A 21,088-nucleotide genomic window follows, 5' to 3' on the forward strand; every position below is an offset into this window, starting at 1 on the left:
CCGTGGTCAAGCTCAACAAGATCTACACGAAAACGGGCGATGACGGCACGACCGGGCTGGTTTCCGGCCCACGCCGGCTCAAAGACGATCTGCGTGTCGAGGCCTACGGCACGATCGACGAGGCCAATTCCGCGATCGGCCTGGCTCGGCTGTACACGGCCGGCTTGCCTGAACTCGACGCCATGCTGATGTCGATCCAGAACGACCTCTTCGATCTCGGCGCCGATCTCGCCACCCCTGACACTGGCGAACTGCCGGCCTATGAACCGTTGCGGATCTCGGAGACGCAGGTCGACCGCGTCGAGCGCGATATCGACCAGCTGAACGCCGATCTGCAGCCGCTGAAATCCTTCATCCTCCCAGGCGGCAGCCCGGCCGCCGCGCATCTGCATCTCGCCCGCACGATTGCGCGCCGTGCCGAACGTCTGATGGTGGCGCTTGCCCGCACCGACGGCGAAATCCTCGGCGAGCCGGCGATGAAATATGTCAACCGCCTGTCCGATTTCCTCTTCGTCGCCGCACGTCATGCAAATGACGGGGGCCATGCGGATGTGCTTTGGGTTCCGGGAAAAAACAGATAGGCTTGTCGCGATCACGATCGCCGGGGGGCCTTTATGTTCATACCACTTCACGATGCCAATACCTTGAAACATATCAAGGTTCAGTGGGTGACGCTCGCATTGATGGCGTTGAATATCGCGGTCTGGCTTTTGACCAGTTTTGAGAACGAACAGGCAGCCCAGGCGACGACCGTCGGGCTCGGCTATATCCCGGCAATCGCCTTCGGCCACGCGGTGCTGGCGCAAGGGCTGGAGATCGTGCCGGAACCCCTCACCTACCTCACCTACGCCTTCGTTCATACCGGCTTCTGGCATCTGGCCGGCAACATGATCTTCCTTTGGGTCTTCGGCGACAATGTCGAGGATGCGATGGGGCATCTGCGCTTCCTGATCTTCTATCTCATCTGTGCCGCCGCCGGCGCGCTCTGTCACGGCCTGCTGACCATGACCTCGGAAGCGCCGCTGGTCGGCGCATCGGGGGCGGTCTCCGGCGTCATTGCCGCCTATGTCATGCTGCATCCGCGCGTCCGGGTCTGGGTGCTGGTGTTTTTCCGTGTTCCGTTGCCCCTGCCGGCCTTCGTGCCGCTGCTTTTATGGATCGGGCAGCAGTTCTTCATGCTGGCGATCGCGTCTGACGGCGACGTTTCCTGGGGCGCGCATGTCGGCGGCATCCTTGCCGGCGCTTTCCTGATCCTGGTGTTCCGCCGGCCTGGTGTGCCGCTCTTCGACCGGCAGATCGTCACGCCTCGCGCCGTCAGAAACGACCCGGGCACCGGCCCGGCCATCGCGGCCGGCACGGACGGGCGGACGGCGCAGCGCTTTCCCTGGGGCCGACACTGACGATATTGACGTGAACGTAAACGTCCACATATTGCCGAGGCAAATCGCTTGCCGGCGTCATGCATGCGTTGAATTTGGAGGAAAAACGCGTATCCATGTCGCCATTCGACAATCGGAGCGGCGCCTAAGCGCGCATTTTCTAAAAAAGGCTCCGAAGCCAGTTTCTCCTGAAGGAAGGACCCCATGAAGATACTCGTCCCAGTCAAACGGGTTGTCGACTACAACGTGAAGATCCGGGTGAAGCCGGATGGCACGGGTGTCGAGCTAACCAATGTGAAGATGTCGATGAACCCGTTCGACGAGATCTCGGTGGAAGAGGCGCTGCGGCTGAGGGAAGCCGGCAAGTGCGAGGAAGTGGTGGTGGTGTCGATCGGTCCTGCCAAGGCCGAGGAGACGCTGCGGACCGCCCTTGCCATGGGCGCCGACCGGGCGATCCTGGTCGAGACCGACGATGCTGTAGAACCGCTCACGGTTGCCAAGATCCTCAAGGCTGTGGCCGATGCCGAACAGCCGGGGCTGATCATATCAGGCAAGCAGGCGATCGACGATGACAGCAACCAGACCGGCCAGATGCTGGCAGCACTGATGGGAATTGCCCAGGCGACCTTCGCCTCGAAGATCGAGATCGGTGATGGCAAAGCAACCGTCACCCGCGAAGTCGATGGCGGCCTGCAGACGATCGAGATCAAACTGCCGGCGGTCGTCACATCAGATCTGCGCTTGAACGAACCGCGCTATGCCTCGCTGCCGAATATCATGAAGGCGAAGAAGAAGCCGCTCGACAAGAAGACGCCCGGCGACTTCGGTGTCTCCACCACACCGCATCTCAAAGTGTTGAAGACCGAGGAACCGTCAGGCCGCAAGGCCGGCGTCAAGGTCAAGTCGGTCGCCGAACTGATCGACAAGCTCAAAAACGAAGCCGGCGTGCTGTAATCAGCTGGGAACAGGAGCCAATATCATGACCATTCTTCTTCTGGCTGACCACGACAATGCCAGCCTGTCCGATCAGACCGCCAAGGCGCTGACGGCAGCAGCCAAGATCGCCAAGGAACAGGCAAGCGACGTGCATGTGCTGGTTGCCGGCAAGGCTGCCAAGCCCGCTGCCGACGCCGCCGCCAAGCTTGCCGGCGTCTCGAAAGTGCTGCTCGCCGAAAGCGACGAACTCGCCAACAATCTGGCCGAACCGCTCGGCGACCTGATCGTTTCGCTCGCGGGCAGCTACGACACGATTATCTCGGCCGCCACCTCCGTCGGCAAGAACGTGCTGCCGCGCGTCGCTGCCCTTCTCGACGTTGCCCAGGTCTCCGAGATCATCGAGGTGATCTCGTCCGACACCTTCAAGCGGCCGATCTATGCCGGCAACGCCATCCAGACGGTGCAGGCAACGGACGCCAAGAAGGTCATCACCGTGCGCACCGCATCCTTCGCCTCTGCGCCGGAGGGTGGTTCGGCGACGATCGAGGCAATCCCGGCGATATCCGATCCGGGTCTTTCCACCTTCGTCGCCGATGCGCTGTCGGCCTCCGACCGGCCGGAACTGACCTCGGCCAAGATCATCATCTCCGGCGGCCGGGCACTCGGTTCGGCGGAAAAATTCAGGGAAGTCATCCTGCCGCTGGCCGACAAGCTCGGTGCCGCCGTCGGCGCATCCAGAGCCGCCGTCGATGCCGGTTATGCGCCGAACGACTGGCAGGTCGGCCAGACCGGCAAGGTGGTGGCGCCTGATCTCTACATCGCCTGCGGCATTTCAGGCGCCATCCAGCATTTGGCCGGCATGAAGGATTCGAAGGTGATCGTCGCCATCAACAAGGACGAGGAGGCGCCGATCTTCCAGGTCGCCGACTACGGATTGGTCGCCGATCTCTTCGATGTCTTGCCGGAATTGCAAAAGGCGCTCTAGCTGCGTCAAATGCTTTTCTTTCGCACTTGCGAATGACTGGAAAATTATCTTTTATCGGGCTACTACTACTGCTGCCGGGCGATCCTTCGTCCGGCAGTATTGCTAGAAAAATACGGCGGCGCGGGGGCGAATGCCGTGCGGGGGTTTGGAGATGAATGCGGTGTTGAAGAATATTGGTATTATCGGTGCCGGCCAGATGGGCTGCGGCATCGCGCATGTTTCGGCCGCCGCAGGCTACAGGGTTCACATTTATGATCTCTCGCAGGACCGCATCGAATCCGGCCTTGCCACCATCAACGGCAACCTGGCTCGCCTGGTGACGAACGGCAAGATGACCGAAGAGGAACGCAAGTCGACCTTGTCGCTCATATCAGGCTCGTCCGATGTCAATGATCTCGCCCCCTCCGATCTCGTCATCGAGGCCGCCACCGAGGATGAAACAGTCAAGCGCAAGATCTATACTCAGGTCTGTCCGGTCCTGAAGCCGGAAGCGCTGCTTGCCACCAACACCTCTTCCCTTTCCATCACCCGGCTTGCTGCCGCCACCGACCGCCCCGAACGCTTCATGGGCATACATTTCATGAACCCGGTGCCGGTGATGAAGCTGGTCGAACTGGTGCGCGGCATCGCCACCGACGAGAAGACCTTCTCCGCCGCCAAGGAATTCGTCGGCACGCTGGAAAAGACCATCACCGTCGCCGAGGATTTCCCGGCCTTCATCGTCAACCGCATCCTGCTGCCGATGATCAACGAAGCGATCTACACGCTCTATGAAGGCGTCGGCACGGTCGACGCCATCGATACGGCGATGAAGCTCGGCGCCAACCATCCGATGGGGCCGCTGCAGCTTGCCGATTTCATCGGCCTCGACACCTGCCTTTCGATCATGCAGGTGCTGCATGACGGCCTGGCGGACTCGAAATATCGTCCTTGTCCGCTGCTGGTGAAATATGTCGAAGCCGGCTGGCTCGGACGCAAGTCCGGCCGCGGCTTCTATGACTATCGCGGCGAAGTGCCGGTCCCGACGCGCTAAGCTGACATCATCAGAAAGGCTGAATGGACCGAGCGCCCGCGAAATGCTTTCCTTGCCGTGAACGCGAGGAAACGCAATGTCGACCGAAACTCCGATGTTCCTGCTGCAATGCTTCGTACTCATCGGACTTGCGGGTGTGTTCCTCATAAAAGGCGACGGAGACTCCTGACCGGCGTTCTTACGATCCGATCGCACCCTTGATCAGCGCCCTGGCATCCTCGCTGTCCCAGGCGGCAGGGCCGTTCATGGCGGAGATCAGGCATCCCTTGTCATCGATCAGCAGCGTCACCGGCAGCCCGAAAGCGAGGCCTTCCTTCTTCAGGCTGTTGAATACCGAAATCGTATTGTCGCGATAGAGCTGCAGCGCATCGACGCCGGTGTCCGCGAGGAAGGTCCTCGGCTTCTCGTCGTCGCCGGTATCGATATTGACCGGCACCACCTGGAACCGGTCGCTGCCCATCTCCTTCTCGAGCGCATTCAGCGCCGGCATCTCCTCGCGGCAGGGGACGCACCATGTCGCCCAGAGATTGAGAAGCACGATCTTGCCGGCGAAATGATCGAGCGTCAGCAATTTGCCGTCCGGCCCGTTGAAGGAAATGGCGGTCAGCTTGCGCGGCTCATTGGCGGCGACCATGGCGGCCACCTGTCCCCTCATCAGCGGTGTAATGCCGGCGATGCGGTCTTTAGCGAGCTTGCATTCGGCCGAGGCCGTTTCGCCGCCGCCATTGCCAATCCCCGTCTCCTTCACGTATACCGCTGCCGCACCGGCAACAACACCCGCAACGGCGGCTATCGCGATCCATTTCAGGGATGGCAGCCCGAGGGGTTTTCTTGTCGTCATTTCATTCTCCAGGACATGCTTTCAAGGCGGACACCTTCATGGCCGACGACAACACGGACACCAAATCCTCCAACCAGATGTGGGGCGGTCGCTTCGCCTCCGGCCCGGACGCGATCATGGAGGAGATAAATGCCTCGATCGGTTTCGACAAGAAGCTATTCGCGCAGGATATCCGCGGTTCCATTGCCCATGCGACGATGCTCGCCCATCAGGGGATTATTTCCGCTGACGATAAGGACAAGATCGTTCACGGGCTAAACACGATCCTGTCAGAAATCGAAAGCGGCAATTTCGAATTCTCGCGTCAGCTCGAAGACATCCATATGAATGTCGAAGCACGCTTGGCGACCCTGATCGGCCCCGCCGCCGGCCGCCTGCACACCGCCCGCTCGCGCAACGATCAAGTGGCGCTCGACTTCCGTCTCTGGGTGAAGGAAGAGCTTGAGAAGACCGAGCAGATGCTGACCGGCCTGATCGCGGCCTTCCTCGACCGCGCCGAAGAACATGCCGAAAGCGTCATGCCGGGCTTCACCCATCTGCAGACCGCCCAGCCCGTTACCTTCGGCCATCACTGCATGGCCTATGTCGAAATGTTCGGCCGCGACCGCTCGCGCGTGCGCCACGCCATCGAGCATCTGGATGAAAGCCCGATCGGTGCCGCCGCCCTTGCCGGCACCGGGTATCCGATCGACCGCCACATGACGGCCAAGGCGCTCGGTTTCCGCGAGCCGACCCGCAACTCCATCGATACGGTCTCCGACCGCGATTTCGCCATCGAATTCCTGTCGATCGCAGCGATCGCGGGCATGCACCTGTCGCGTCTGGCGGAAGAGATCGTCATCTGGTCGACCCCGCAATTCGGTTTCGTGCGTCTGTCCGACGCCTTCTCGACCGGCTCGTCGATCATGCCGCAGAAGAAGAACCCGGACGCTGCCGAACTGGTGCGCGCCAAGACCGGTCGCATCAACGGCTCGCTGGTGGCGCTGCTGACGATCATGAAGGGGTTGCCGCTCGCCTATTCCAAGGACATGCAGGAAGACAAGGAACAGGTCTTCGACGCAGCCGAGAGCCTGGAACTGGCAATCGCCGCCATGACCGGCATGATGCGCGACATGACTGTCAACACCGCACGCATGAAGGCGGCGGCCGGCTCCGGCTATTCGACGGCGACCGATCTTGCCGACTGGCTGGTGCGCGAAGCAGGCCTCCCCTTCCGCGACGCCCATCACGTCACCGGCCGCGCCGTTGCACTCGCCGAAAGCAAGGGCTGCGACCTTGCCGAGCTGCCGCTCTCCGATCTGCAGGCGATCCATCCCGACATCACCGACAAGGTCTATGATGTGCTGACCGTCGAGGCCTCGGTCGCCAGCCGCAAGAGCTTCGGCGGCACGGCGCCGTCCGAAGTACGCAGGCAGATCGCCTTCTGGCGCGCCCGCAACTAAGAGATACAGGGCCTGGCGAAAAGCCGCCGCACCCTTCCTGCAGGCGCGGAAAGACCGCCAACAATCAGGGTGCACAAGGCGGATAAACTTCGCTATGAAGATGTCCGTCATTCGATATGAATGATGCCGTCACATGCCGCAGAAGAGGATATCCATGAAGAGCCTGCCCCACCTCGTCCGCCTGACGGCGGTTCTCGCCGTCATCGGCCTTGCCGTTGCCGGATGCGGGCGCAAGGGCGACCTCGATCCGCCGAGCGCTGCGGCAACCAAGGAAGGCGACGTTTCCAAGCCGACGAAACAGCCGGGAACCGTCGACAAACCCTTCCTTCTCGATCCCCTTCTTTAAGGCACAAGCCCGTGAACCATTTCGAGTACCGCGACGGCGTCCTTCATGCCGAGAACGTTCCCGTTCCCGAGATCGCCAAGGCGGTCGGCACGCCTTTCTACGTCTATTCCACTGCAACGCTGGAGCGTCATTACCGCGTCTTTTCGGAAGCCTTCGCCGACATGGACTCCATGGTCTGCTATGCGATGAAGGCGAATTCGAACCAGGCAGTGCTGAAGACGCTGGGCCGTCTCGGCGCCGGCATCGACGTGGTCTCTGAAGGCGAACTGCGCCGCGCGCTTGCCGCCGGCATTCCGGCGGACCGCATCATGTTCTCAGGTGTCGGCAAGACGCCGTCCGAGATGGATTTCGCCCTTGAGGCCGGCATCTACTGCTTCAATGTCGAATCCGAGCCCGAGCTTGAAATCCTCAACCAGCGCGCCGTGAGCGCGGGCAAGAAAGCGCCGGTCTCCTTCCGCATCAACCCTGATGTCGATGCGAAGACGCATTCCAAGATCTCGACCGGCAAGAAGGAAAACAAGTTCGGCATCTCCTGGGAGCGCGCCCGCGCCATCTATGCCCATGCCGCAAAGCTGCCCGGCATCGCGGTCACCGGCATCGACATGCATATCGGCAGCCAGATCACCGAACTCCAGCCCTTCGACGACGCCTTCAAGCTGCTGCACGACCTTGTCGCGACGCTCCGTGCCGACGGCCACACCATCCACCACGTCGATATCGGCGGCGGCCTCGGCATTCCCTACAAGGACGACAACAATCCGCCGCCGCTGCCGGACGCCTACGCGGCAATCGTCAAGAACCAGCTGCGCGGCCTGGACTGTAAGATCATCACCGAACCCGGCCGCCTGATCGTCGGCAATGCCGGCATTCTCGTGACAGAAGTCCTCTATGTGAAGGATGGCGGCGAAAAGACCTTCGTCATCGTCGACGGCGCGATGAACGATCTCATCCGCCCGACGCTCTACGAGGCCTATCACGAGATTCGCCCTGTAACGATTTCGGCGGCCAACGCGCCGCGCATCCGCGCCGATGTCGTGGGCCCCGTCTGCGAGACCGGCGACTATCTGGCGCTCGACCGCGAGATGGCGATGCCGAAACCCGGCGACCTGATGGCCGTCAGCACTGCCGGCGCCTATGGCGCGGTCCAGGCCGGCACTTATAACAGCCGCCTGCTGGTGCCCGAAGTTCTGGTCAGGGGCAGCGATTTCCATACGATTCGACCGCGCCGAACCTATGCCGAGCTGATCAGCCTCGATTCCGTTCCGGCCTGGCTCGACTGAACAAGCCATCACTTTTTGGCGAATAAACGTGAAAAGCCGGTATTACCGGCCGCTCGCCCTCGCCTTCGCCACAAAGAGTGTTATCCTTTCGTTCATGAGCGTATTGCCCCGCAATCGCCGGAAGCGCCCTCTGTTCCAGAACGCCAGATCGCGGAGACCGGACCGATGACAAGCCCCTCGAGGCAGAAGAAAGGTGCATTTGCCTTCCGTCCCTCGCTTGCCCGGCTGGTGACGACAAAACGCCTGCTGGCGCGCATCGTGCTCTTATTCGAGCAGTTGCTGCCGCCTCTGATGCCGGTACTGTCCGTCATCGCCTTTTATCTCTCCGCCTCCTGGTTCGGTCTCTTCCGCAGCGTGCCGGACTGGCTGCGCATTCTGCTGCTCATCGCCTTTGCTGCCGCTTTTCTCGTCTCGCTCCTCCCCTTCCGCACCTTGCGCTGGCCGAGGATCGCCGAGGCCGACCGCATGCTGGAAGAGCGCAACGGCCTGCCGCACCAGCCGGTCACCGTCCAGGAAGACGAGCCGGCCTTCGATACGCCCTTCGGCCGGGCGCTCTGGCGCGAGCACCAGACGCGCATGGCTGAAAAGATCGCGGCGCTCGATGCCGGACTGCCGCGACCTGATATCGCCGCGCATGATCGTTTCGCCCTGCGCACCGTCCCGGCGCTGCTGCTCGTCACGGCCTTCGGTTATTCGCTATCGATCAACGGCGGCTCGATACGCGACGCGTTGCAGGCGGCGCCCGCGCAGGTGGTCAGCGATCCGGCGGTGCGCATCGACGCCTGGGTAACGCCGCCTTCCTATACCGGCCGCGCCCCGGTTTACCTTACGGCTGACGGGAGCGAGCAGGCGCCGATCGGCATTCCCCAGTTTTCAGGCCTCACTGTCCGGGTCAGCGGCGGAAGGACGGCCGAAAAAGTCGTGTTCCGCAAGGCGAACGGCGAGGCGCAGGATATCGCCGTGCAGGCCGATACCAAGCCGCAGCAGACAGCGGTATCAGGCAGCGAGCAGCAGACGGCGGCACCGGCCAGCCAGGCTCTCGTCGCGCAGACGCATATGATGAAGCTGCAGGAGAACGGCGCACTCGAGGTCAACGGCCGCCGCTGGAGCTTCAACGTGCTGCCCGACAAGGCGCCGGAAATTGCCTTCGACGGGCTGCCGAAGCCCAGCGTCAACGGCGCGCTTGAAATCGGCTTCACCGTCAGGGACGATTACGGCGTCCAGGAAGCGCATGCGGAAATCGTTCCTGTCGACCCCGATCCGACGGCAACGCCGCTCTATCCACTGCCGGAATACCGGCTGGATATTCCGCGCCGCAACGCCCGCGACGCCAAGGCTGTGACCAGCCGGAACCTGACCGAACATCCGCTTGCCGGCAAACGTGTGCGCATCACGCTCTTCGCCAAGGATGCCGCCGGCCAGACCGGCCGCAGCCCGCCGCATGAGATGACGCTGCCGTCACGCCCCTTCAACGAGCCGCTTGCCGCGGCCGTCGCCGAGGAACGGCAGGTTTTCGCGCTCGATACGCGCAAGATGCCGCAGGCGATCGCCCTGAACGAGGCGCTGACCATCCGCCCCGAGGAGACCATCCCGAAGCTCACCAATTACCTGCTCTTGGAATCCGCCTTGACGCGTATGAAGCTCGCAAAGGGCGAGGATGCGCTGAAGGATACGGCCCAATATCTGTGGGAGATCGCCCTCGGCATGGAGGATGGCGATCTTTCGCTGGCCGAGCGCAAGCTGCGCGAGGCCCAGCAGAACCTCGCCGACGCGTTGGACCGCAACGCCCCGGACGCGGAGATCAAGAAGCTGATGGACGAGCTGCGCAAGGCGATGCAGGACTATATGACTGAGCTTGCCCAACGCATGCAGAACGCGCCGATGCAGCCGAACCAGAACGCGCAGAACATTCTGCGCCAGCAGGATCTGGAACGGATGATGGATCAGATCGAGAATCTCGCCCGCTCCGGCAATCGTGACGCGGCCCAGCAGATGCTGTCGGAATTGCAGCGGATGATGAACAACCTGCAGGCCGGCCGGCCGCAGCGCAGCCAGCAGAGCCAGGAAAACAGCGAAGCCCGCAAGCAGATCGACAAGCTCGGCGAGATCCTGCGCGACCAGCAAAAGCTGATGGAGCAGACCTTCCGGCTCGACCAGCAGCTCAGGGACCGCATGCAACGCGGCGAGCCCGACATGGGCGAGAACGATCCGCTGCTCGACGAGATGAACCCCGGAGAAAACGGCGAGCCGCAGGATCAGCAGCAGGGCCAGCAAGGCAAGGATGGACAGCAGCCCTCCGACCAGATGACGGCCGAGCAGCTGCGTGAGGCGCTGAAACAGCTGCGCGCGCAGCAGGATGGGTTGGGCAAGCAACTCGGCGAATTGCAGAAGAGCCTCGGCGAGATGGGAATGAAGCCCGGCCCGGGTTTTGGCCAGGCGCAACGCGAAATGGAAGGCGCCGGCCGTGAACTCGGCCAGGGCCGCGGCCAACCGGCTGTCGAGGGCCAGGGCCGCGCGTTGGAAGCGCTTCGCCAGGGCGCCCGCGACATGATGAACCAGATGATGCAGGCGCAGCAGGGCCAGCAGGGTCAAGGTCCGAACGGCCAGGTAGGCCAGGGCGACCAGAACGGCCGCGACCCGCTCGGCCGGCCGCGCCGGACCCAAGGGCCGGATTTCGGCGACAACAGCGTGAAGGTGCCTGACGAAATCGACGTTCAGCGGGCGCGAGAAATCCTTGACGCGATCCGCGAAAAGCTCGGCAACAATCCACCGCAGGAAATGGAACGGCGATATCTCGAACGGTTGCTGGACATCCAGTAGGCCTTACGACTCCGCGCAAAAATAGGACGCGCACGAGAAAGGATGATTCTAGACTGGATCGGCCTAAAGCATGTCGCGCAAAACTATGCAGCGGTTTTGCGCGAACGACATGCATTGGGAATAAAGACCTAAAGCGCAAGGAGCGAATCTGAAAGATTGCGACGCGCTTTAGAATCTGAACCTGGATCTAAATCAAAGAAATAGAGCGGGATACCGATCGAAAAGCGCTGACACTTTTCGGCATCCTGGCTCTAAGCGACAAGCGCCCGGGCGACCGCCTTGCGGATATCGGGAAGCGCGAATGGTTTGGCGACGACATCGATGATCTTCTCGGCAAGATCGTCGGCCCGTTCGCGTTGTTCGGCATAGCCGGTCATCAGCAGGATTTTCAAGCCAGGAAAAGCGTCTTTTGCCTGATGGGCGAGTTCAATGCCGTCCATCACAGGCATGCGGATGTCTGAAAGCAGCAGATCGTAGACCCCGTCCTTGAGCTTCTCCAAGCCCTCGGCTCCATCGGCCGCCTCGTCGGTCTCGTGGCCATCGAGCCGCAGGGCTCGGGCTACGAACGACCGCAGGGAGTCTTCGTCTTCCGTAATCAGAATTCTTGCCATATGTGCATCGCTCCGTCGTCAGCCCCGCGACGGAAATCACCAGACTTTCCTTTTCGATCGGTAAAGATGACGAAGCGATGGGCGAGATGGTTAACAACTCGTCTTGAAGGCATTGCAGCGCCGCGCGTCTTTAAGACGCGCAAAGGACGCTGTAACATTTTTAATTGCTGCATAATTTTATCCTTAAATCGATTCCGATTTTAGGAACTATGCAGGAGCTCAGGCGTCCCCGGTCACCACGCCGACGAAGGGCAGTTCGCGAAACGCATAGGCGACATCCATGCCGTAGCCGACGACAAAATAGTCAGGGCATTCGAAGCCGACATAGTCGGCCTCCAGCTTTTCCTTACGCTTGACGCGCTTGTCGAGCAGCACGGCGATCGTGACGTTGCGCGCGCCACGCTCGAAGAGCAGTTCCTTGGCAAAGAGCAGCGTCCGGCCGGATTCGAGGATATCGTCGATCAACAGGACGTCGCGGCCATGCACGTCGCTGTCGATATCCTTGACGATACGCACGCCCTGAGAAACCGTGCCAATGCCGTAGCTCGACAGCGTGATGAACTCGACCTCCGGGGCAAGCCCGCTATCATGCAGGGCGCGGATCAGGTCGGCGGCGAAAATGAAGGAGCCCTTCAGCACGGCGATGACGAGCAGGTCCTTGGTCGGGCCACTGGCGATCTCCCGCGCCATCGAATGATTGCGCTCGGCGATCTGCTCGGCGGTGAAAAGCGGCTCTATGTTTTTTCCGCGCACGACAGGCATAAGGGCTTGCTCCATGAAAAGAAGGGTAAGCCGTTAGCACATATGCGAGCCTGAAACAGCCTCGCTGGCCATGAAATTAACGGGATTGGCCCGACCTGTGGCGAGAAAGTCGGCCATTCCATGTCCTGTTACATCTATGGCAGGAAGGAGAGCCGGATCTCCGGCGTCTTTCCGCCGGCATGCTGGACGCGAGCCGAGAAGCCCCGGCTTTGGCCGCCATAGATGACATCGGCCGGCGGGTCGATGACGATGCTTGCCGTCAGCTGCTCGTCGGTCACGAGATCGGCGCGGATCGGATACACCGTCTGCGTCGTGCCGCTCTTGTTTTCGACGATGCCGTTGATAACGAGCACGCGCATGCCGTTTGCATCACGCGGCGTCACCGTGACGTGGGTGAAATGCAGCGGCGCTCCGGAAGTGGCGCGCGCGCCGGAAAGGCCGGAAAAACCACCCGCAAGCCCGAAGACGAGCACGACGAGCGCCAGCACCAGCGCTGCGAAGCTCCGCGTCGACGCGCGCTGCAGCCAGGATTCCATGGTCTGCAGAACGGAAGCAGCCATCGCCGGCATGGGCGGCGGGGCGGCGTGTGCGGCAGCCATGCGCTTGCGGTTGTCGTTATAGGTCCTTGCACTGAATTCCCTGGTCCGCACGTTGCCGAGGGTAACGAATTCAGCGTCGGAGATATCGGCAGGACGCGCCGAGCGGTACTGACGATTGGCGGGTTCCGGCGGCAGGAAATCATAGGCCTGGCCCGGCGTCCGGCGACTGAAGGAGGATGCTTCCATGGTGGCTGCCTCGCAGATGTCCACATGGTTTCGTTGCCAGGAGAAATCTGGCATTGAAACGAATCCTGCTCAGTCGTAAATTTTAATGGTTAATGCTTCGCAAAGATCGCCATCAAACGGGCGTCTTTCCAGCAAAATTTACCGGCTGTTAACGGTGTTGGTTAACAAGTCGTGCGGTGAAACCCACAACAGACTGAGCTGCCCGTTGATCCACTTTGAGAATGTCGGTTTGCGCTATGGCATGGGCCCGGAAATCCTCCGGGACCTGACCTTCGACATCCCGAAGAAATCCTTTCAGTTCCTGACAGGCCCATCGGGTGCCGGCAAGACGTCGCTGCTGCGGATGCTTTTCATGTCTCTGCAGCCGACACGCGGCCTGATCCGCATGTTCGGGCGCGACATTTCCGAAATCCCTCGCCCCGAACTGCCGCTTCTGCGCCGCCGCGTCGGCATCGTCTTCCAGGATTTCCGCCTGCTCGACCATCTCACCACCTATGAGAATGTCGCTTTGCCCTTACGGGTGCGTGGCAAGGATGAGAGCTCCTACAAGACCGACGTGCTGGAGCTGTTGAAATGGGTCGGCCTTGGCGAACGCATCAACGTGCTGCCGCCCGTGCTCTCCGGCGGCGAGAAGCAGCGCGCCGCAATCGCCCGGGCGCTGATGGACCGGCCGGAAGTGCTGCTGGCCGACGAACCCACAGGCAATGTCGACCCGCCGATGGCCAAGCGCCTGCTCAATCTTTTCCTCGAGCTGAACCGCCTCGGCACGGCGGTCGTGATCGCCACGCATGACCTGGCGCTGATGGAACAGGTGGAAGCGCGACGCATGATCCTCTCAGAGGGGCATCTCGATATTTATGACTGAGCCCCCGTCCAGAAACCCCGAGAAGGCGGCTGCCAAGATCCAGCAGAAGCGGCCGGAATTGCGCGTGCGTCCGACCGCGCCGATCCTGCCGCCTTCCAACATCCAGGGCAGTGCGTTGATGGTGGTGATATCAATCATGGCCTTTCTCGCCTGCCTGACGCTCGGCGGCGTCAGCATGGTGCGCTCGACGGCGGCAAGCTGGGAGAGCCAGATCTCCCGCGAGATCACCATTCAGATCAAGCCGGACGACAATCTCGACATGGAAAAGGCGCTGACCCAGGCGCGCGACCTGGCGCTGACCTTCGTCGGCACCAAGAGCGGCCAGATCGTTGACGAGGCGGCGACCGCTCGCCTGCTCGAACCCTGGCTCGGCCCCGGCCTCGATCTCAAGGATCTGCCCGTTCCCCGCCTCGTCATCATCACCATCGACGAGAGCAATCCGCCGGATTTCGATTCGATGCGGTCGCTGCTGAAGGACAGTATCCCGCAGGCCAGCCTCGATGATCACCGCACCTGGGTCGACCGGCTGGTGTCTATGGCGCACACGACGGTCATGATTGGCACCGGCATCCTGCTCCTGGTTTTCACGGCGATGGTGCTCACCGTCGTCTTCGCCACGCGCGGCGCGCTGTCGGGCAATCGTCACGTCGTCGAAGTGCTGCATTTCGTCGGCGCCGAAAGCTCCTTCGTCGCCACCGAATTCCAGAAGCATTTCCTGAAGATCAGCCTCAAGGGTTCGGCGATCGGCAGCGCGCTTGCCGCTCTCTTCTTCGCCACCGCCGGTTTCTGGCAAAGCCGCACCCTCGCCACCCCGGAAACGGACCAGGCGACCGCGCTCTTCGGCACCTTCTCCGTCGGCGTGCTTGGTTATGCCGGCATCTTCGCGACGATGATCGTCATCGCGCTCCTCACCACCTTCACCGCGCGGCTGACCGTCATGCGGACAATCTACGAAATCGATACACTACGCTCGGACCCGACACGCACCGACGGCATCGGAAGTTGATCGTGACCGTGCCGTTTTGCCATGAAAGCGTCTGTTCCGTGCCGCAATCAGCGTATAATCACGATTCATGACCATGGGACATACGACACCCAACCCGATTCATCAGGACCCGGAGCTTGATCGCTCGGCGGGTTTGCTGCCGCGGCGCGGGCCGATCCGCCGCCTGCTGCGCTGGGGCGGCTTTGGCTGCCTGCTGGTAATCGCCCTAGTGTTCGGCGGCTTTCTGCGTTTCGCTGATTCGGTGACGACACTCAGGCCGCCGGCCGAGCCGAAGGCGGATGCGATCGTGGTACTGACGGGTGGCTACCAGCGCATCGACCAGGCTGTGGAGCTGCTGCAGAAGGGTGCCGGCAAGCGCCTGCTGATTTCCGGCGTCCACCCGACGACGACGCCGGCACAGATCCGCAAGATGACGCAGGGCTCGGCCGATCTCTTCTCCTGCTGTGTCGATATCGGCTACGATGCGATCGACACGATCGGCAATGCTGAGGAGGCTTCGAACTGGATCCACGCCAAGGGATACCGGAGCGTTCTGATCGTCACCAACAATTACCACATGCCGCGAAGCCTCGCCGAACTCTCCTATGTCGATCCCGACATCGAATTTATCGCTTATCCCGTGGTCAATTCGGATTTGAAGAGCAGCAACTGGTTCACCGATCCGAATGCGATGCGCGTCATGCTTGCCGAATATGCGAAAGTGCTGCTGGCAGGCACCCGCAACATCACCGGCTTCGGCCGCCATACCGGGCTGCGCTCGGCAAATGCGTCCGGCCAGCAATAAAGCCGCGCTTCGGATAGGAAGCTCTATCGCTTTAGACGTGCGCATAATCCTTTCGGAAAATCGATTCCGATTTTCGGGGGCATGCGCTATCTGTTGCTGCGCACTTTTGCTGGAATGCTCCAGCCTTTTACATCAGGGCAGCATCAAACGCTTTTTATGACGGGGAATATCGTGTAGGCCGGTCGCGTGAGCATGCCTCGGGAAAGTTTCATGATCGCCCTGCGTTCCGTTCTCTTCAACACGATCTTCTACGCCAATCTCATCATCCGGATGATCGTGCTCTCGCCCTATTATTTCGTGGTACCGCGCAAAATCGCCTATGCGATCCCGAAGAACTGGGCGCGGTCCAACCACTGGCTGATGCGGGTGATCGTCGGCACCACCTTCGAGATCGAGGGCCTGGAGAACCTGCCTGACGGCAGTTACATCCTGGCGCCGAAGCACCAGTCTTTTTGGGATACCTACGCACTGCTGCCATGGCTGAAGGACCCGGTCTATATCCTGAAGCGCGAACTGATGTGGATTCCGCTCTTCGGCTGGTATGCGAAGAAGCAGCGCATGATCCCGGTCGATCGCGGCGCCCGTGGCAAGGTGATGGTGGAAGTGCTGAAACGCACGAAGGAAGAGCTTTCGACGGGCCGCCAGCTCATCATCTATCCCGAGGGCACTCGCCGTCCGCCGGGTGCGGAGCCGGTCTATAAATACGGCATAGCCCGCATGTACCGCGATCTTAATCTCCCCGTCGTTCCGGTCGCCATGCATCCTGGTCTCTTTTGGCCGCGGCGGAGCATCCGTCGTTATCCCGGCCATTTCAAGGTGAAGATCCTGCCGCCAATCATGCCCGGAATGGATCCGGACGCCTTTTTCGCCCATCTGATCGAGGTATTGGAGCGGGCAAGCGACGAACTTCTGCTCGAAACCGTCGCGCAAAATCCGCATCTGCCGCTCCCGCCAACGGCGGTCGAAAGACTGGTCGAGCTGCGCAAGCTGAACGCGACAACTGGCTGAGATCAGGCGGCGCGCAGCCGCTCCACTTCGTTGACGACCTGTTCCAGCCAATGGTCGCGAATGCCCATCTGCTTCAGATGCGCCAGCGTGTTGAAGACATAGGCATCATTCGGGCCTGACTGGCCTTTTGCTTCGTTCACCACCCGTGCCGCCGCAAGCGCATCGAGCGCGCCGGCATATTGTTCATGCTCGCGATCGATGATGTAGGCGACCGCTTCCACCCGGCGCCGGCCGGCAAGCTGCAGCCGCACCCGGCGCTCCAGATAGACATTGGTGACCAGCTCGCGGGCGCGGAGATAGTCGATCACATCTTCCCATTTTTCAGGCGAAATGCGGAAAGCCATGCCGCGGCAGGCGCCACCCCTGTCGAGGCCGAGAACCAGGCCCGGATTGTCGCGTGTGCCACGATGGACAAAGGAGCGGACACAAAGCGAACGCCTGTAGCCGTAAACCAGAGCCTCTGCCCGCTCCATGAACTCGAAGCCCGGATTCCACATCAGCGAACCGTAGCCAAATACCCAAAATTCGTCCATATCGCACGCCAGACCGGGAATCACATTTGCGATTCACCATTGGAGAACATCATGGCAGCGTCAAGCCGATCCGGCAGCAGCCAATCCGGCAGCGGTAAGAAATTCTGGTTGCTGGGTGGAGGTATCCTCCTGGTGATCGCGCTTTATACCGGCGGCTGGTTCTATGCGGCGTCGGCATTGAAGACCACGGTGCTGAAGGCGATCGCGCCACGCGACCAGGCAGGCGTCAGCGGCGAATGCTCCGATATCGAATTCCGCGGCTATCCCTTCCGTATCGGCCTGTTCTGCTCGAAGATCGACGTCGACGACAATGTCAACGGCGTCTCCGCCACCTTCGGCGCGTTGCGCTCGGCAGCACAGGTCTATGCACCCGGCAAGATTGTCTGGGAACTCGATTCGCCGGCCGAAATCCGCACCAGCAACGGCCTTTCGATCTCGGCCCAATGGACGAACTTGCAGGCGAGTCTTGCAACCCGACTGCAGGGCATCGACCACAGCTCGACCGTCATCGAGGGTCTGAAGGCGATGGCCGTCTCCTCCTACACCGGCCAGACCATCAGCTTCGATGCCGTCCGCACCGAAATCCATCTGCGCCAGAACGGCGCCGATCTCGATGGCGCGATCTCCGTGCAGGATGCGAATACGGCGATCAAGGACTGGCCGCAGATCTTTCCAAAAATGTCTGCCAGCATCGATCTGACCATCGCCGGCAAGGCCGGCCTGATCGACGGCAGTGATCCGAACGGGCTCAATGGCGCCACCGGCAACCTGCGCCGCATCGTCGCCGACATCGGCGACGGCAAGGTGATGACGCTGACTGGCCCGTTCTCCTTTGACGAACGGGGTCTGCTCTCGGGAAAATTCAAGCTGGAGATCGAACAGCTCGGCCCCTGGGGCGACAGCCTGAAACAGGCCTTTCCGGATATCGCCTCGACCGTCAACACGGCGACAAAACTGCTGAAGTCGCTCGCCGGTGGCGGCGACAAGGTCTCTGTCGATCTCGTCGTCGATCGTGGCAATGCCACCGTCAGCGGTTTCATTCCGCTCGGCCGGATTCCGCCGATCTAGCCGATTCGCTTGATGAAGAAGACTTCCGGCACCGATTGCAGGCCGGGCAACTCGATCGCGCCGGTTTCGCAAAATCCGTTGCGGCGGTGCCAGTCCTGAGGCCGGCTTTCGTCGCATTCGCTCGACGTCATCAGCAGGCGGAAGCCGTCGCCGCGCATGGCCTCTTCCCAGGCGAGAAACAGCGCCGTTCCAACGCCCGACCGGCGATGGCCGGGCAGAACGCGGATCATTTCCATATAGGGAACCCTGCCCCAGAAGCGGGAGAAGCGCAGGAAGCCGACAATCTCATCGGCCTCCCTGGCAACCAGATATTCGCCGAGCGCCACGCAACGCGATATCCACGCCTTACTGGCGCTGGCATCCTCGCGCACCAGCCAGTCGATATCCGCCGAGCCGGCGCGTGCCACCTCAACCATCGCGGTGGCTACTTCTTGTCCAGCGCGTGCCGGCCGAAATCAGGCGCGTCGACATCCTGGCCGGCCTGGACTATCGAACGGCGGATGGCGCGGGTGCGGGTGAAGAGTTCGAAAATCTTGTCGCCCTCGCCCCAGCGGATGGCGCGCTGCAGATAGGCGAGGTCCTCCGAGAAGCGCGCCAGCATTTCGAGGATCGCATCGCGGTTGTGCAGGCAGACATCACGCCACATGGTCGGGTCGGAGGCGGCGAGGCGGGTGAAATCACGAAAGCCAGAGGCGGAATATTTGATGACCTCAGACTCCGTCACCGTCTCCAGATCGTCGGCCGTGCCGACGATATTGTAAGCGATGATATGCGGCAGGTGCGAGACGATGGCGAGCACCTTGTCGTGATGCTCGGCATCCATTTCGTCGACCTTCGAGCCCAGCGTTTCCCAGAAGCTGCGCAGCCGCTTCAGCGCAGTCTCATCGGTATCCGCGACCGGCGTGAAGATGCACCAGCGGCCTTCGAAGAGGCCGGGGAAGCCGGCATCCGGGCCGGATTTCTCGGTACCTGCCAGCGGATGGCCGGGAATGAAATGCACATTATCCGGCATATGCGGTAGCATCTGTGCGATGACAGAAGCCTTTGTCGAACCGACATCGGTGACAACAGCCCCGGGCTTCAGGCTTCCAGAAATCTCCTTCGCCACACTTTCCGAAGCGCCGACTGGCACCGAGACGATCACCAGATCGGCATCCTTGACGGCATCCTGCGAGGACGTCGTGTAGCGGTCGCCGAGGCCGAGCTCTTCCGCACGCTTCAGCGTATCGGGGCTGCGCGTGGCGACGACGATCTCCCTTGCAAGACCAAGCCGTCTGATGTCGTAGGCAAGCGAAGAGCCGATCAGGCCGATGCCGATCAGCGCAATCCGATCGAACTGCACGCTCATGCCTGATGTCCCATGAATTCGGTGAGCGCGGCAATCACGCCGCGGTTGGCCTCTTCCGGGCCGATGCTCATGCGCAGCGCATTGGCGAAACCATAGCCGCGCACGGCGCGCAGGATGTAGCCGCGGCCCGTCAGGAATTCGTCGGCATCCGCGGCGCGCTTGCCGTCGATCTCGGGGAAATGAATGAGGACGAAATTGGCGACGGACGGCGTCACTTTCAGCCCGATCGCCTCGAGCGCCTGGGTGAGCGTCTCGACCCACAGCTGGTTGAAGGAAACCGCCTGCTGGATGAAGGCCTGGTCGCGGATGGCAGCGGCACCGGCGGCGATTGCCGGCGCGTTCAAGTTGAATGGTGCGCGCACCCGGTTCAGCGCGTCGACGATCTCGGCCGGCGCATACATCCAGCCGACGCGCAACGCCGCAAGACCATAGGCCTTCGAGAAGGTGCGGGTCATCACCACGTTGGCATTGGAGGATACGACCTCGATGCCGGCTTCATAATCGTTGCGGCGCACATATTCGGCATAGGCGGCATCGAGCACGAGGACGACATGTTTCGGCAGTCCGGCCTGCAGGCGGCGGATCTCGCTAACGGAAACATAGGTGCCTGTGGGGTTGCCGGGATTGGCGATGAAGACGATCTTCGTCCTCTCCGTCACCGCGGCAAGAATGGCATCGACGTCGACGGTATAGTCCTTCTCCTTAACGACGACAGGCGTAGCACCCGCACCCAGGATCTGGATCTTGTAGACGAGGAAGCCGTGCTCGGTGATGATGCCCTCGTCGCCGGCGCCGAGATAGACATGGCAAAGCAGGCCGAGCAGCTCGTCGGAACCGTTGCCGCAGAGGATGTTTGCCGGATTGAGACCGTGCACGGCGGCGATTGCCTCGCGCAGTTCGATCGCCTGCCCATCAGGATAACGCCCCAGATTGTCGGCAACCGCCTTGAAGGCTTCGATCGCCTTTGGGCTGGGGCCGAGCGGCGTTTCGTTGGACGAAAGCTTGTAGACGCGGGCGACGCCCGGCGCATGTTCCTTGCCCGGCACATAGGCTGCGATATCGAGAATACCGGGACGCGGAACGGGCTTGCTCATCTCAACGCTCATGGGTTCGACCTTGGAATTGCCGGAAATCCGGGCTGAAAAACACCAAGTGGCATTAAAGCGGAATGCGATTGTTGTCGAGAGCTACGGGCGTGTCACAAGCAGTTGGGGAACGCCGAGAGCGGCGTCACCTCCTGCATAATTCCTTAAATC

General features: G+C 61.5%; 23 protein-coding genes. 14 read left to right on the plus strand and 9 right to left on the minus strand.

Translation table 11 applies throughout. The features are described 5' to 3' along the window. Positions 1-2 precede the first annotated feature (2 nt). From N1937_RS19950 to N1937_RS19970, 5 genes are all read left to right on the plus strand, one after another. A complete protein-coding gene (locus tag N1937_RS19950) occupies positions 3-581 on the plus strand; it encodes a cob(I)yrinic acid a,c-diamide adenosyltransferase (protein ID WP_162116784.1) in 579 nt (192 codons plus the stop codon). Positions 582-614: 33 nt separating this feature from the next. Next, complete coding sequence (locus N1937_RS19955) at positions 615-1,400, plus strand: rhomboid family intramembrane serine protease (protein ID WP_170263048.1); 786 nt, start codon at positions 615-617, stop codon at positions 1,398-1,400. Positions 1,401-1,583: 183 nt separating this feature from the next. Continuing rightward, positions 1,584-2,333 carry an electron transfer flavoprotein subunit beta/FixA family protein gene (locus tag N1937_RS19960; protein WP_260056820.1) on the plus strand — a complete coding sequence of 250 codons (750 nt, stop codon included), beginning with the start codon at positions 1,584-1,586 and terminating at the stop codon, positions 2,331-2,333. Between the two features lie 25 nt (positions 2,334-2,358). Continuing rightward, positions 2,359-3,300 (plus strand): electron transfer flavoprotein subunit alpha/FixB family protein, encoded by a 942-nt coding sequence (locus tag N1937_RS19965; protein ID WP_260056821.1) that lies wholly within the window; start codon positions 2,359-2,361, stop codon positions 3,298-3,300. 151 nt (positions 3,301-3,451) lie between these two features. After that, complete coding sequence (locus tag N1937_RS19970) at positions 3,452-4,333, plus strand: 3-hydroxybutyryl-CoA dehydrogenase (RefSeq protein ID WP_017966357.1); 882 nt, start codon at positions 3,452-3,454, stop codon at positions 4,331-4,333. Positions 4,334-4,511: 178 nt separating this feature from the next. Here N1937_RS19970 and tlpA read toward each other — a convergent pair whose 3' ends face one another. Continuing rightward, positions 4,512-5,174: a thiol:disulfide interchange protein TlpA gene (gene tlpA, locus N1937_RS19975; RefSeq protein ID WP_170257055.1), complete on the minus strand. Its 663-nt coding sequence runs from the start codon at positions 5,172-5,174 to the stop codon at positions 4,512-4,514. A 38-nt stretch (positions 5,175-5,212) separates the two neighbouring features. Here tlpA and argH point away from each other — a divergent pair, with 38 nt between their 5' ends. From argH to N1937_RS19995, 4 genes are all read left to right on the plus strand, one after another. Further along, positions 5,213-6,616 carry an argininosuccinate lyase gene (argH, locus tag N1937_RS19980; RefSeq protein WP_170260999.1) on the plus strand — a complete coding sequence of 468 codons (1,404 nt, stop codon included), beginning with the start codon at positions 5,213-5,215 and terminating at the stop codon, positions 6,614-6,616. A 133-nt stretch (positions 6,617-6,749) separates the two neighbouring features. Further along, positions 6,750-6,962 (plus strand): LPS translocon maturation chaperone LptM, encoded by a 213-nt coding sequence (gene lptM / locus N1937_RS19985; RefSeq protein WP_029871095.1) that lies wholly within the window; start codon positions 6,750-6,752, stop codon positions 6,960-6,962. 11 nt (positions 6,963-6,973) lie between these two features. After that, on the plus strand, positions 6,974-8,242 hold the full coding sequence (lysA, locus tag N1937_RS19990) for a diaminopimelate decarboxylase (RefSeq protein WP_017966352.1): 1,269 nt from the start codon (positions 6,974-6,976) through the stop codon (positions 8,240-8,242). A 165-nt stretch (positions 8,243-8,407) separates the two neighbouring features. Further along, positions 8,408-11,062: a TIGR02302 family protein gene (locus N1937_RS19995; protein WP_260056822.1), complete on the plus strand. Its 2,655-nt coding sequence runs from the start codon at positions 8,408-8,410 to the stop codon at positions 11,060-11,062. 251 nt (positions 11,063-11,313) lie between these two features. Here N1937_RS19995 and N1937_RS20000 read toward each other — a convergent pair whose 3' ends face one another. From N1937_RS20000 to N1937_RS20015, 4 genes are all read right to left on the minus strand, one after another. Further along, entirely contained in the window at positions 11,314-11,673 is a 360-nt protein-coding gene (locus N1937_RS20000) for a response regulator (protein ID WP_003543311.1), read from the minus strand. Next, a complete protein-coding gene (locus N1937_RS20005) occupies positions 11,658-11,846 on the minus strand; it encodes a hypothetical protein (protein WP_162116793.1) in 189 nt (62 codons plus the stop codon). Before N1937_RS20005 ends, N1937_RS20000 begins: the two co-directional genes overlap by 16 nt. Positions 11,847-11,892: 46 nt before the next feature. Next, the gene (hpt, locus tag N1937_RS20010) at positions 11,893-12,435 is read right to left on the minus strand and encodes a hypoxanthine phosphoribosyltransferase (protein ID WP_003543314.1); all 543 of its coding nucleotides are present in this window, start codon (positions 12,433-12,435) and stop codon (positions 11,893-11,895) included. Between the two features lie 134 nt (positions 12,436-12,569). Then, positions 12,570-13,220 (minus strand): hypothetical protein, encoded by a 651-nt coding sequence (locus tag N1937_RS20015; RefSeq protein WP_260058985.1) that lies wholly within the window; start codon positions 13,218-13,220, stop codon positions 12,570-12,572. 205 nt (positions 13,221-13,425) lie between these two features. Between N1937_RS20015 and ftsE the strand changes: the two genes are divergently transcribed. From ftsE to N1937_RS20035, 4 genes are all read left to right on the plus strand, one after another. Beyond that, positions 13,426-14,085, plus strand: a complete 660-nt coding sequence (gene ftsE, locus N1937_RS20020; protein ID WP_003543317.1) for a cell division ATP-binding protein FtsE — start codon at positions 13,426-13,428, stop codon at positions 14,083-14,085. Next, on the plus strand, positions 14,078-15,091 hold the full coding sequence (locus N1937_RS20025; RefSeq protein WP_017966348.1) for a cell division protein FtsX: 1,014 nt from the start codon (positions 14,078-14,080) through the stop codon (positions 15,089-15,091). The genes ftsE and N1937_RS20025 overlap by 8 nt, the downstream gene beginning before the upstream one ends. 73 nt (positions 15,092-15,164) lie before the next feature. After that, positions 15,165-15,875 carry a YdcF family protein gene (locus N1937_RS20030; protein WP_170257059.1) on the plus strand — a complete coding sequence of 237 codons (711 nt, stop codon included), beginning with the start codon at positions 15,165-15,167 and terminating at the stop codon, positions 15,873-15,875. A 210-nt stretch (positions 15,876-16,085) separates the two neighbouring features. Further along, the gene (locus tag N1937_RS20035; protein ID WP_026154372.1) at positions 16,086-16,883 is read left to right on the plus strand and encodes a lysophospholipid acyltransferase family protein; all 798 of its coding nucleotides are present in this window, start codon (positions 16,086-16,088) and stop codon (positions 16,881-16,883) included. Positions 16,884-16,885: 2 nt separating this feature from the next. On the opposite strand, the gene N1937_RS20040 is transcribed toward N1937_RS20035, so the two are convergent. Further along, positions 16,886-17,416, minus strand: a complete 531-nt coding sequence (locus N1937_RS20040; RefSeq protein WP_162116796.1) for a gamma-glutamylcyclotransferase — start codon at positions 17,414-17,416, stop codon at positions 16,886-16,888. Between the two features lie 51 nt (positions 17,417-17,467). Between N1937_RS20040 and N1937_RS20045 the strand changes: the two genes are divergently transcribed. Continuing rightward, the gene (locus N1937_RS20045) at positions 17,468-18,484 is read left to right on the plus strand and encodes a DUF2125 domain-containing protein (protein WP_222293088.1); all 1,017 of its coding nucleotides are present in this window, start codon (positions 17,468-17,470) and stop codon (positions 18,482-18,484) included. On the opposite strand, the gene N1937_RS20050 is transcribed toward N1937_RS20045, so the two are convergent. From N1937_RS20050 to hisC, 3 genes are read right to left on the minus strand one after another with little or no spacing between them, the layout of a single operon-like run. Continuing rightward, positions 18,481-18,900 (minus strand): GNAT family N-acetyltransferase, encoded by a 420-nt coding sequence (locus N1937_RS20050; RefSeq protein WP_222279651.1) that lies wholly within the window; start codon positions 18,898-18,900, stop codon positions 18,481-18,483. The two genes, N1937_RS20045 and N1937_RS20050, sit on opposite strands and share 4 nt — an antisense overlap. A gap of 8 nt (positions 18,901-18,908) precedes the next feature. Next, on the minus strand, positions 18,909-19,832 hold the full coding sequence (locus tag N1937_RS20055; protein WP_017966342.1) for a prephenate/arogenate dehydrogenase family protein: 924 nt from the start codon (positions 19,830-19,832) through the stop codon (positions 18,909-18,911). Further along, positions 19,829-20,926, minus strand: coding sequence for a histidinol-phosphate transaminase (gene hisC / locus N1937_RS20060; RefSeq protein ID WP_260056823.1), 1,098 nt, complete (start codon positions 20,924-20,926; stop codon positions 19,829-19,831). The genes N1937_RS20055 and hisC overlap by 4 nt, the downstream gene beginning before the upstream one ends. Positions 20,927-21,088 lie beyond the last annotated feature (162 nt).

The organism is Rhizobium sp. WSM4643, from assembly GCF_025152745.1.
Lineage (GTDB): Bacteria > Pseudomonadota > Alphaproteobacteria > Rhizobiales > Rhizobiaceae > Rhizobium > Rhizobium leguminosarum_I.

What these genes read in the sequence shown, in the direction of transcription:
- N1937_RS19955 (WP_170263048.1), top strand. Translation starts at nt 615, where the DNA reads ATGTTCATACCACTTCACGATGCCAATACCTTGAAACATATCAAGGTT.
- N1937_RS19960 (WP_260056820.1), top strand. Translation starts at nt 1,584, where the DNA reads ATGAAGATACTCGTCCCAGTCAAACGGGTTGTCGACTACAACGTGAAG.
- N1937_RS19965 (WP_260056821.1), top strand. Translation starts at nt 2,359, where the DNA reads ATGACCATTCTTCTTCTGGCTGACCACGACAATGCCAGCCTGTCCGAT.
- N1937_RS19970 (WP_017966357.1), top strand. Translation starts at nt 3,452, where the DNA reads ATGAATGCGGTGTTGAAGAATATTGGTATTATCGGTGCCGGCCAGATG.
- tlpA (WP_170257055.1), bottom strand. Translation starts at nt 5,174, where the DNA reads ATGACGACAAGAAAACCCCTCGGGCTGCCATCCCTGAAATGGATCGCG.
- argH (WP_170260999.1), top strand. Translation starts at nt 5,213, where the DNA reads ATGGCCGACGACAACACGGACACCAAATCCTCCAACCAGATGTGGGGC.
- lptM (WP_029871095.1), top strand. Translation starts at nt 6,750, where the DNA reads ATGCCGCAGAAGAGGATATCCATGAAGAGCCTGCCCCACCTCGTCCGC.
- N1937_RS19995 (WP_260056822.1), top strand. Translation starts at nt 8,408, where the DNA reads ATGACAAGCCCCTCGAGGCAGAAGAAAGGTGCATTTGCCTTCCGTCCC.
- N1937_RS20000 (WP_003543311.1), bottom strand. Translation starts at nt 11,673, where the DNA reads ATGGCAAGAATTCTGATTACGGAAGACGAAGACTCCCTGCGGTCGTTC.
- N1937_RS20005 (WP_162116793.1), bottom strand. Translation starts at nt 11,846, where the DNA reads ATGCAGCAATTAAAAATGTTACAGCGTCCTTTGCGCGTCTTAAAGACG.
- hpt (WP_003543314.1), bottom strand. Translation starts at nt 12,435, where the DNA reads ATGCCTGTCGTGCGCGGAAAAAACATAGAGCCGCTTTTCACCGCCGAG.
- N1937_RS20015 (WP_260058985.1), bottom strand. Translation starts at nt 13,220, where the DNA reads ATGGAAGCATCCTCCTTCAGTCGCCGGACGCCGGGCCAGGCCTATGAT.
- N1937_RS20025 (WP_017966348.1), top strand. Translation starts at nt 14,078, where the DNA reads ATGACTGAGCCCCCGTCCAGAAACCCCGAGAAGGCGGCTGCCAAGATC.
- N1937_RS20030 (WP_170257059.1), top strand. Translation starts at nt 15,165, where the DNA reads ATGGGACATACGACACCCAACCCGATTCATCAGGACCCGGAGCTTGAT.
- N1937_RS20035 (WP_026154372.1), top strand. Translation starts at nt 16,086, where the DNA reads ATGATCGCCCTGCGTTCCGTTCTCTTCAACACGATCTTCTACGCCAAT.
- N1937_RS20040 (WP_162116796.1), bottom strand. Translation starts at nt 17,416, where the DNA reads ATGGACGAATTTTGGGTATTTGGCTACGGTTCGCTGATGTGGAATCCG.
- N1937_RS20045 (WP_222293088.1), top strand. Translation starts at nt 17,468, where the DNA reads ATGGCAGCGTCAAGCCGATCCGGCAGCAGCCAATCCGGCAGCGGTAAG.
- N1937_RS20050 (WP_222279651.1), bottom strand. Translation starts at nt 18,900, where the DNA reads ATGGTTGAGGTGGCACGCGCCGGCTCGGCGGATATCGACTGGCTGGTG.
- N1937_RS20055 (WP_017966342.1), bottom strand. Translation starts at nt 19,832, where the DNA reads ATGAGCGTGCAGTTCGATCGGATTGCGCTGATCGGCATCGGCCTGATC.
- hisC (WP_260056823.1), bottom strand. Translation starts at nt 20,926, where the DNA reads ATGAGCAAGCCCGTTCCGCGTCCCGGTATTCTCGATATCGCAGCCTAT.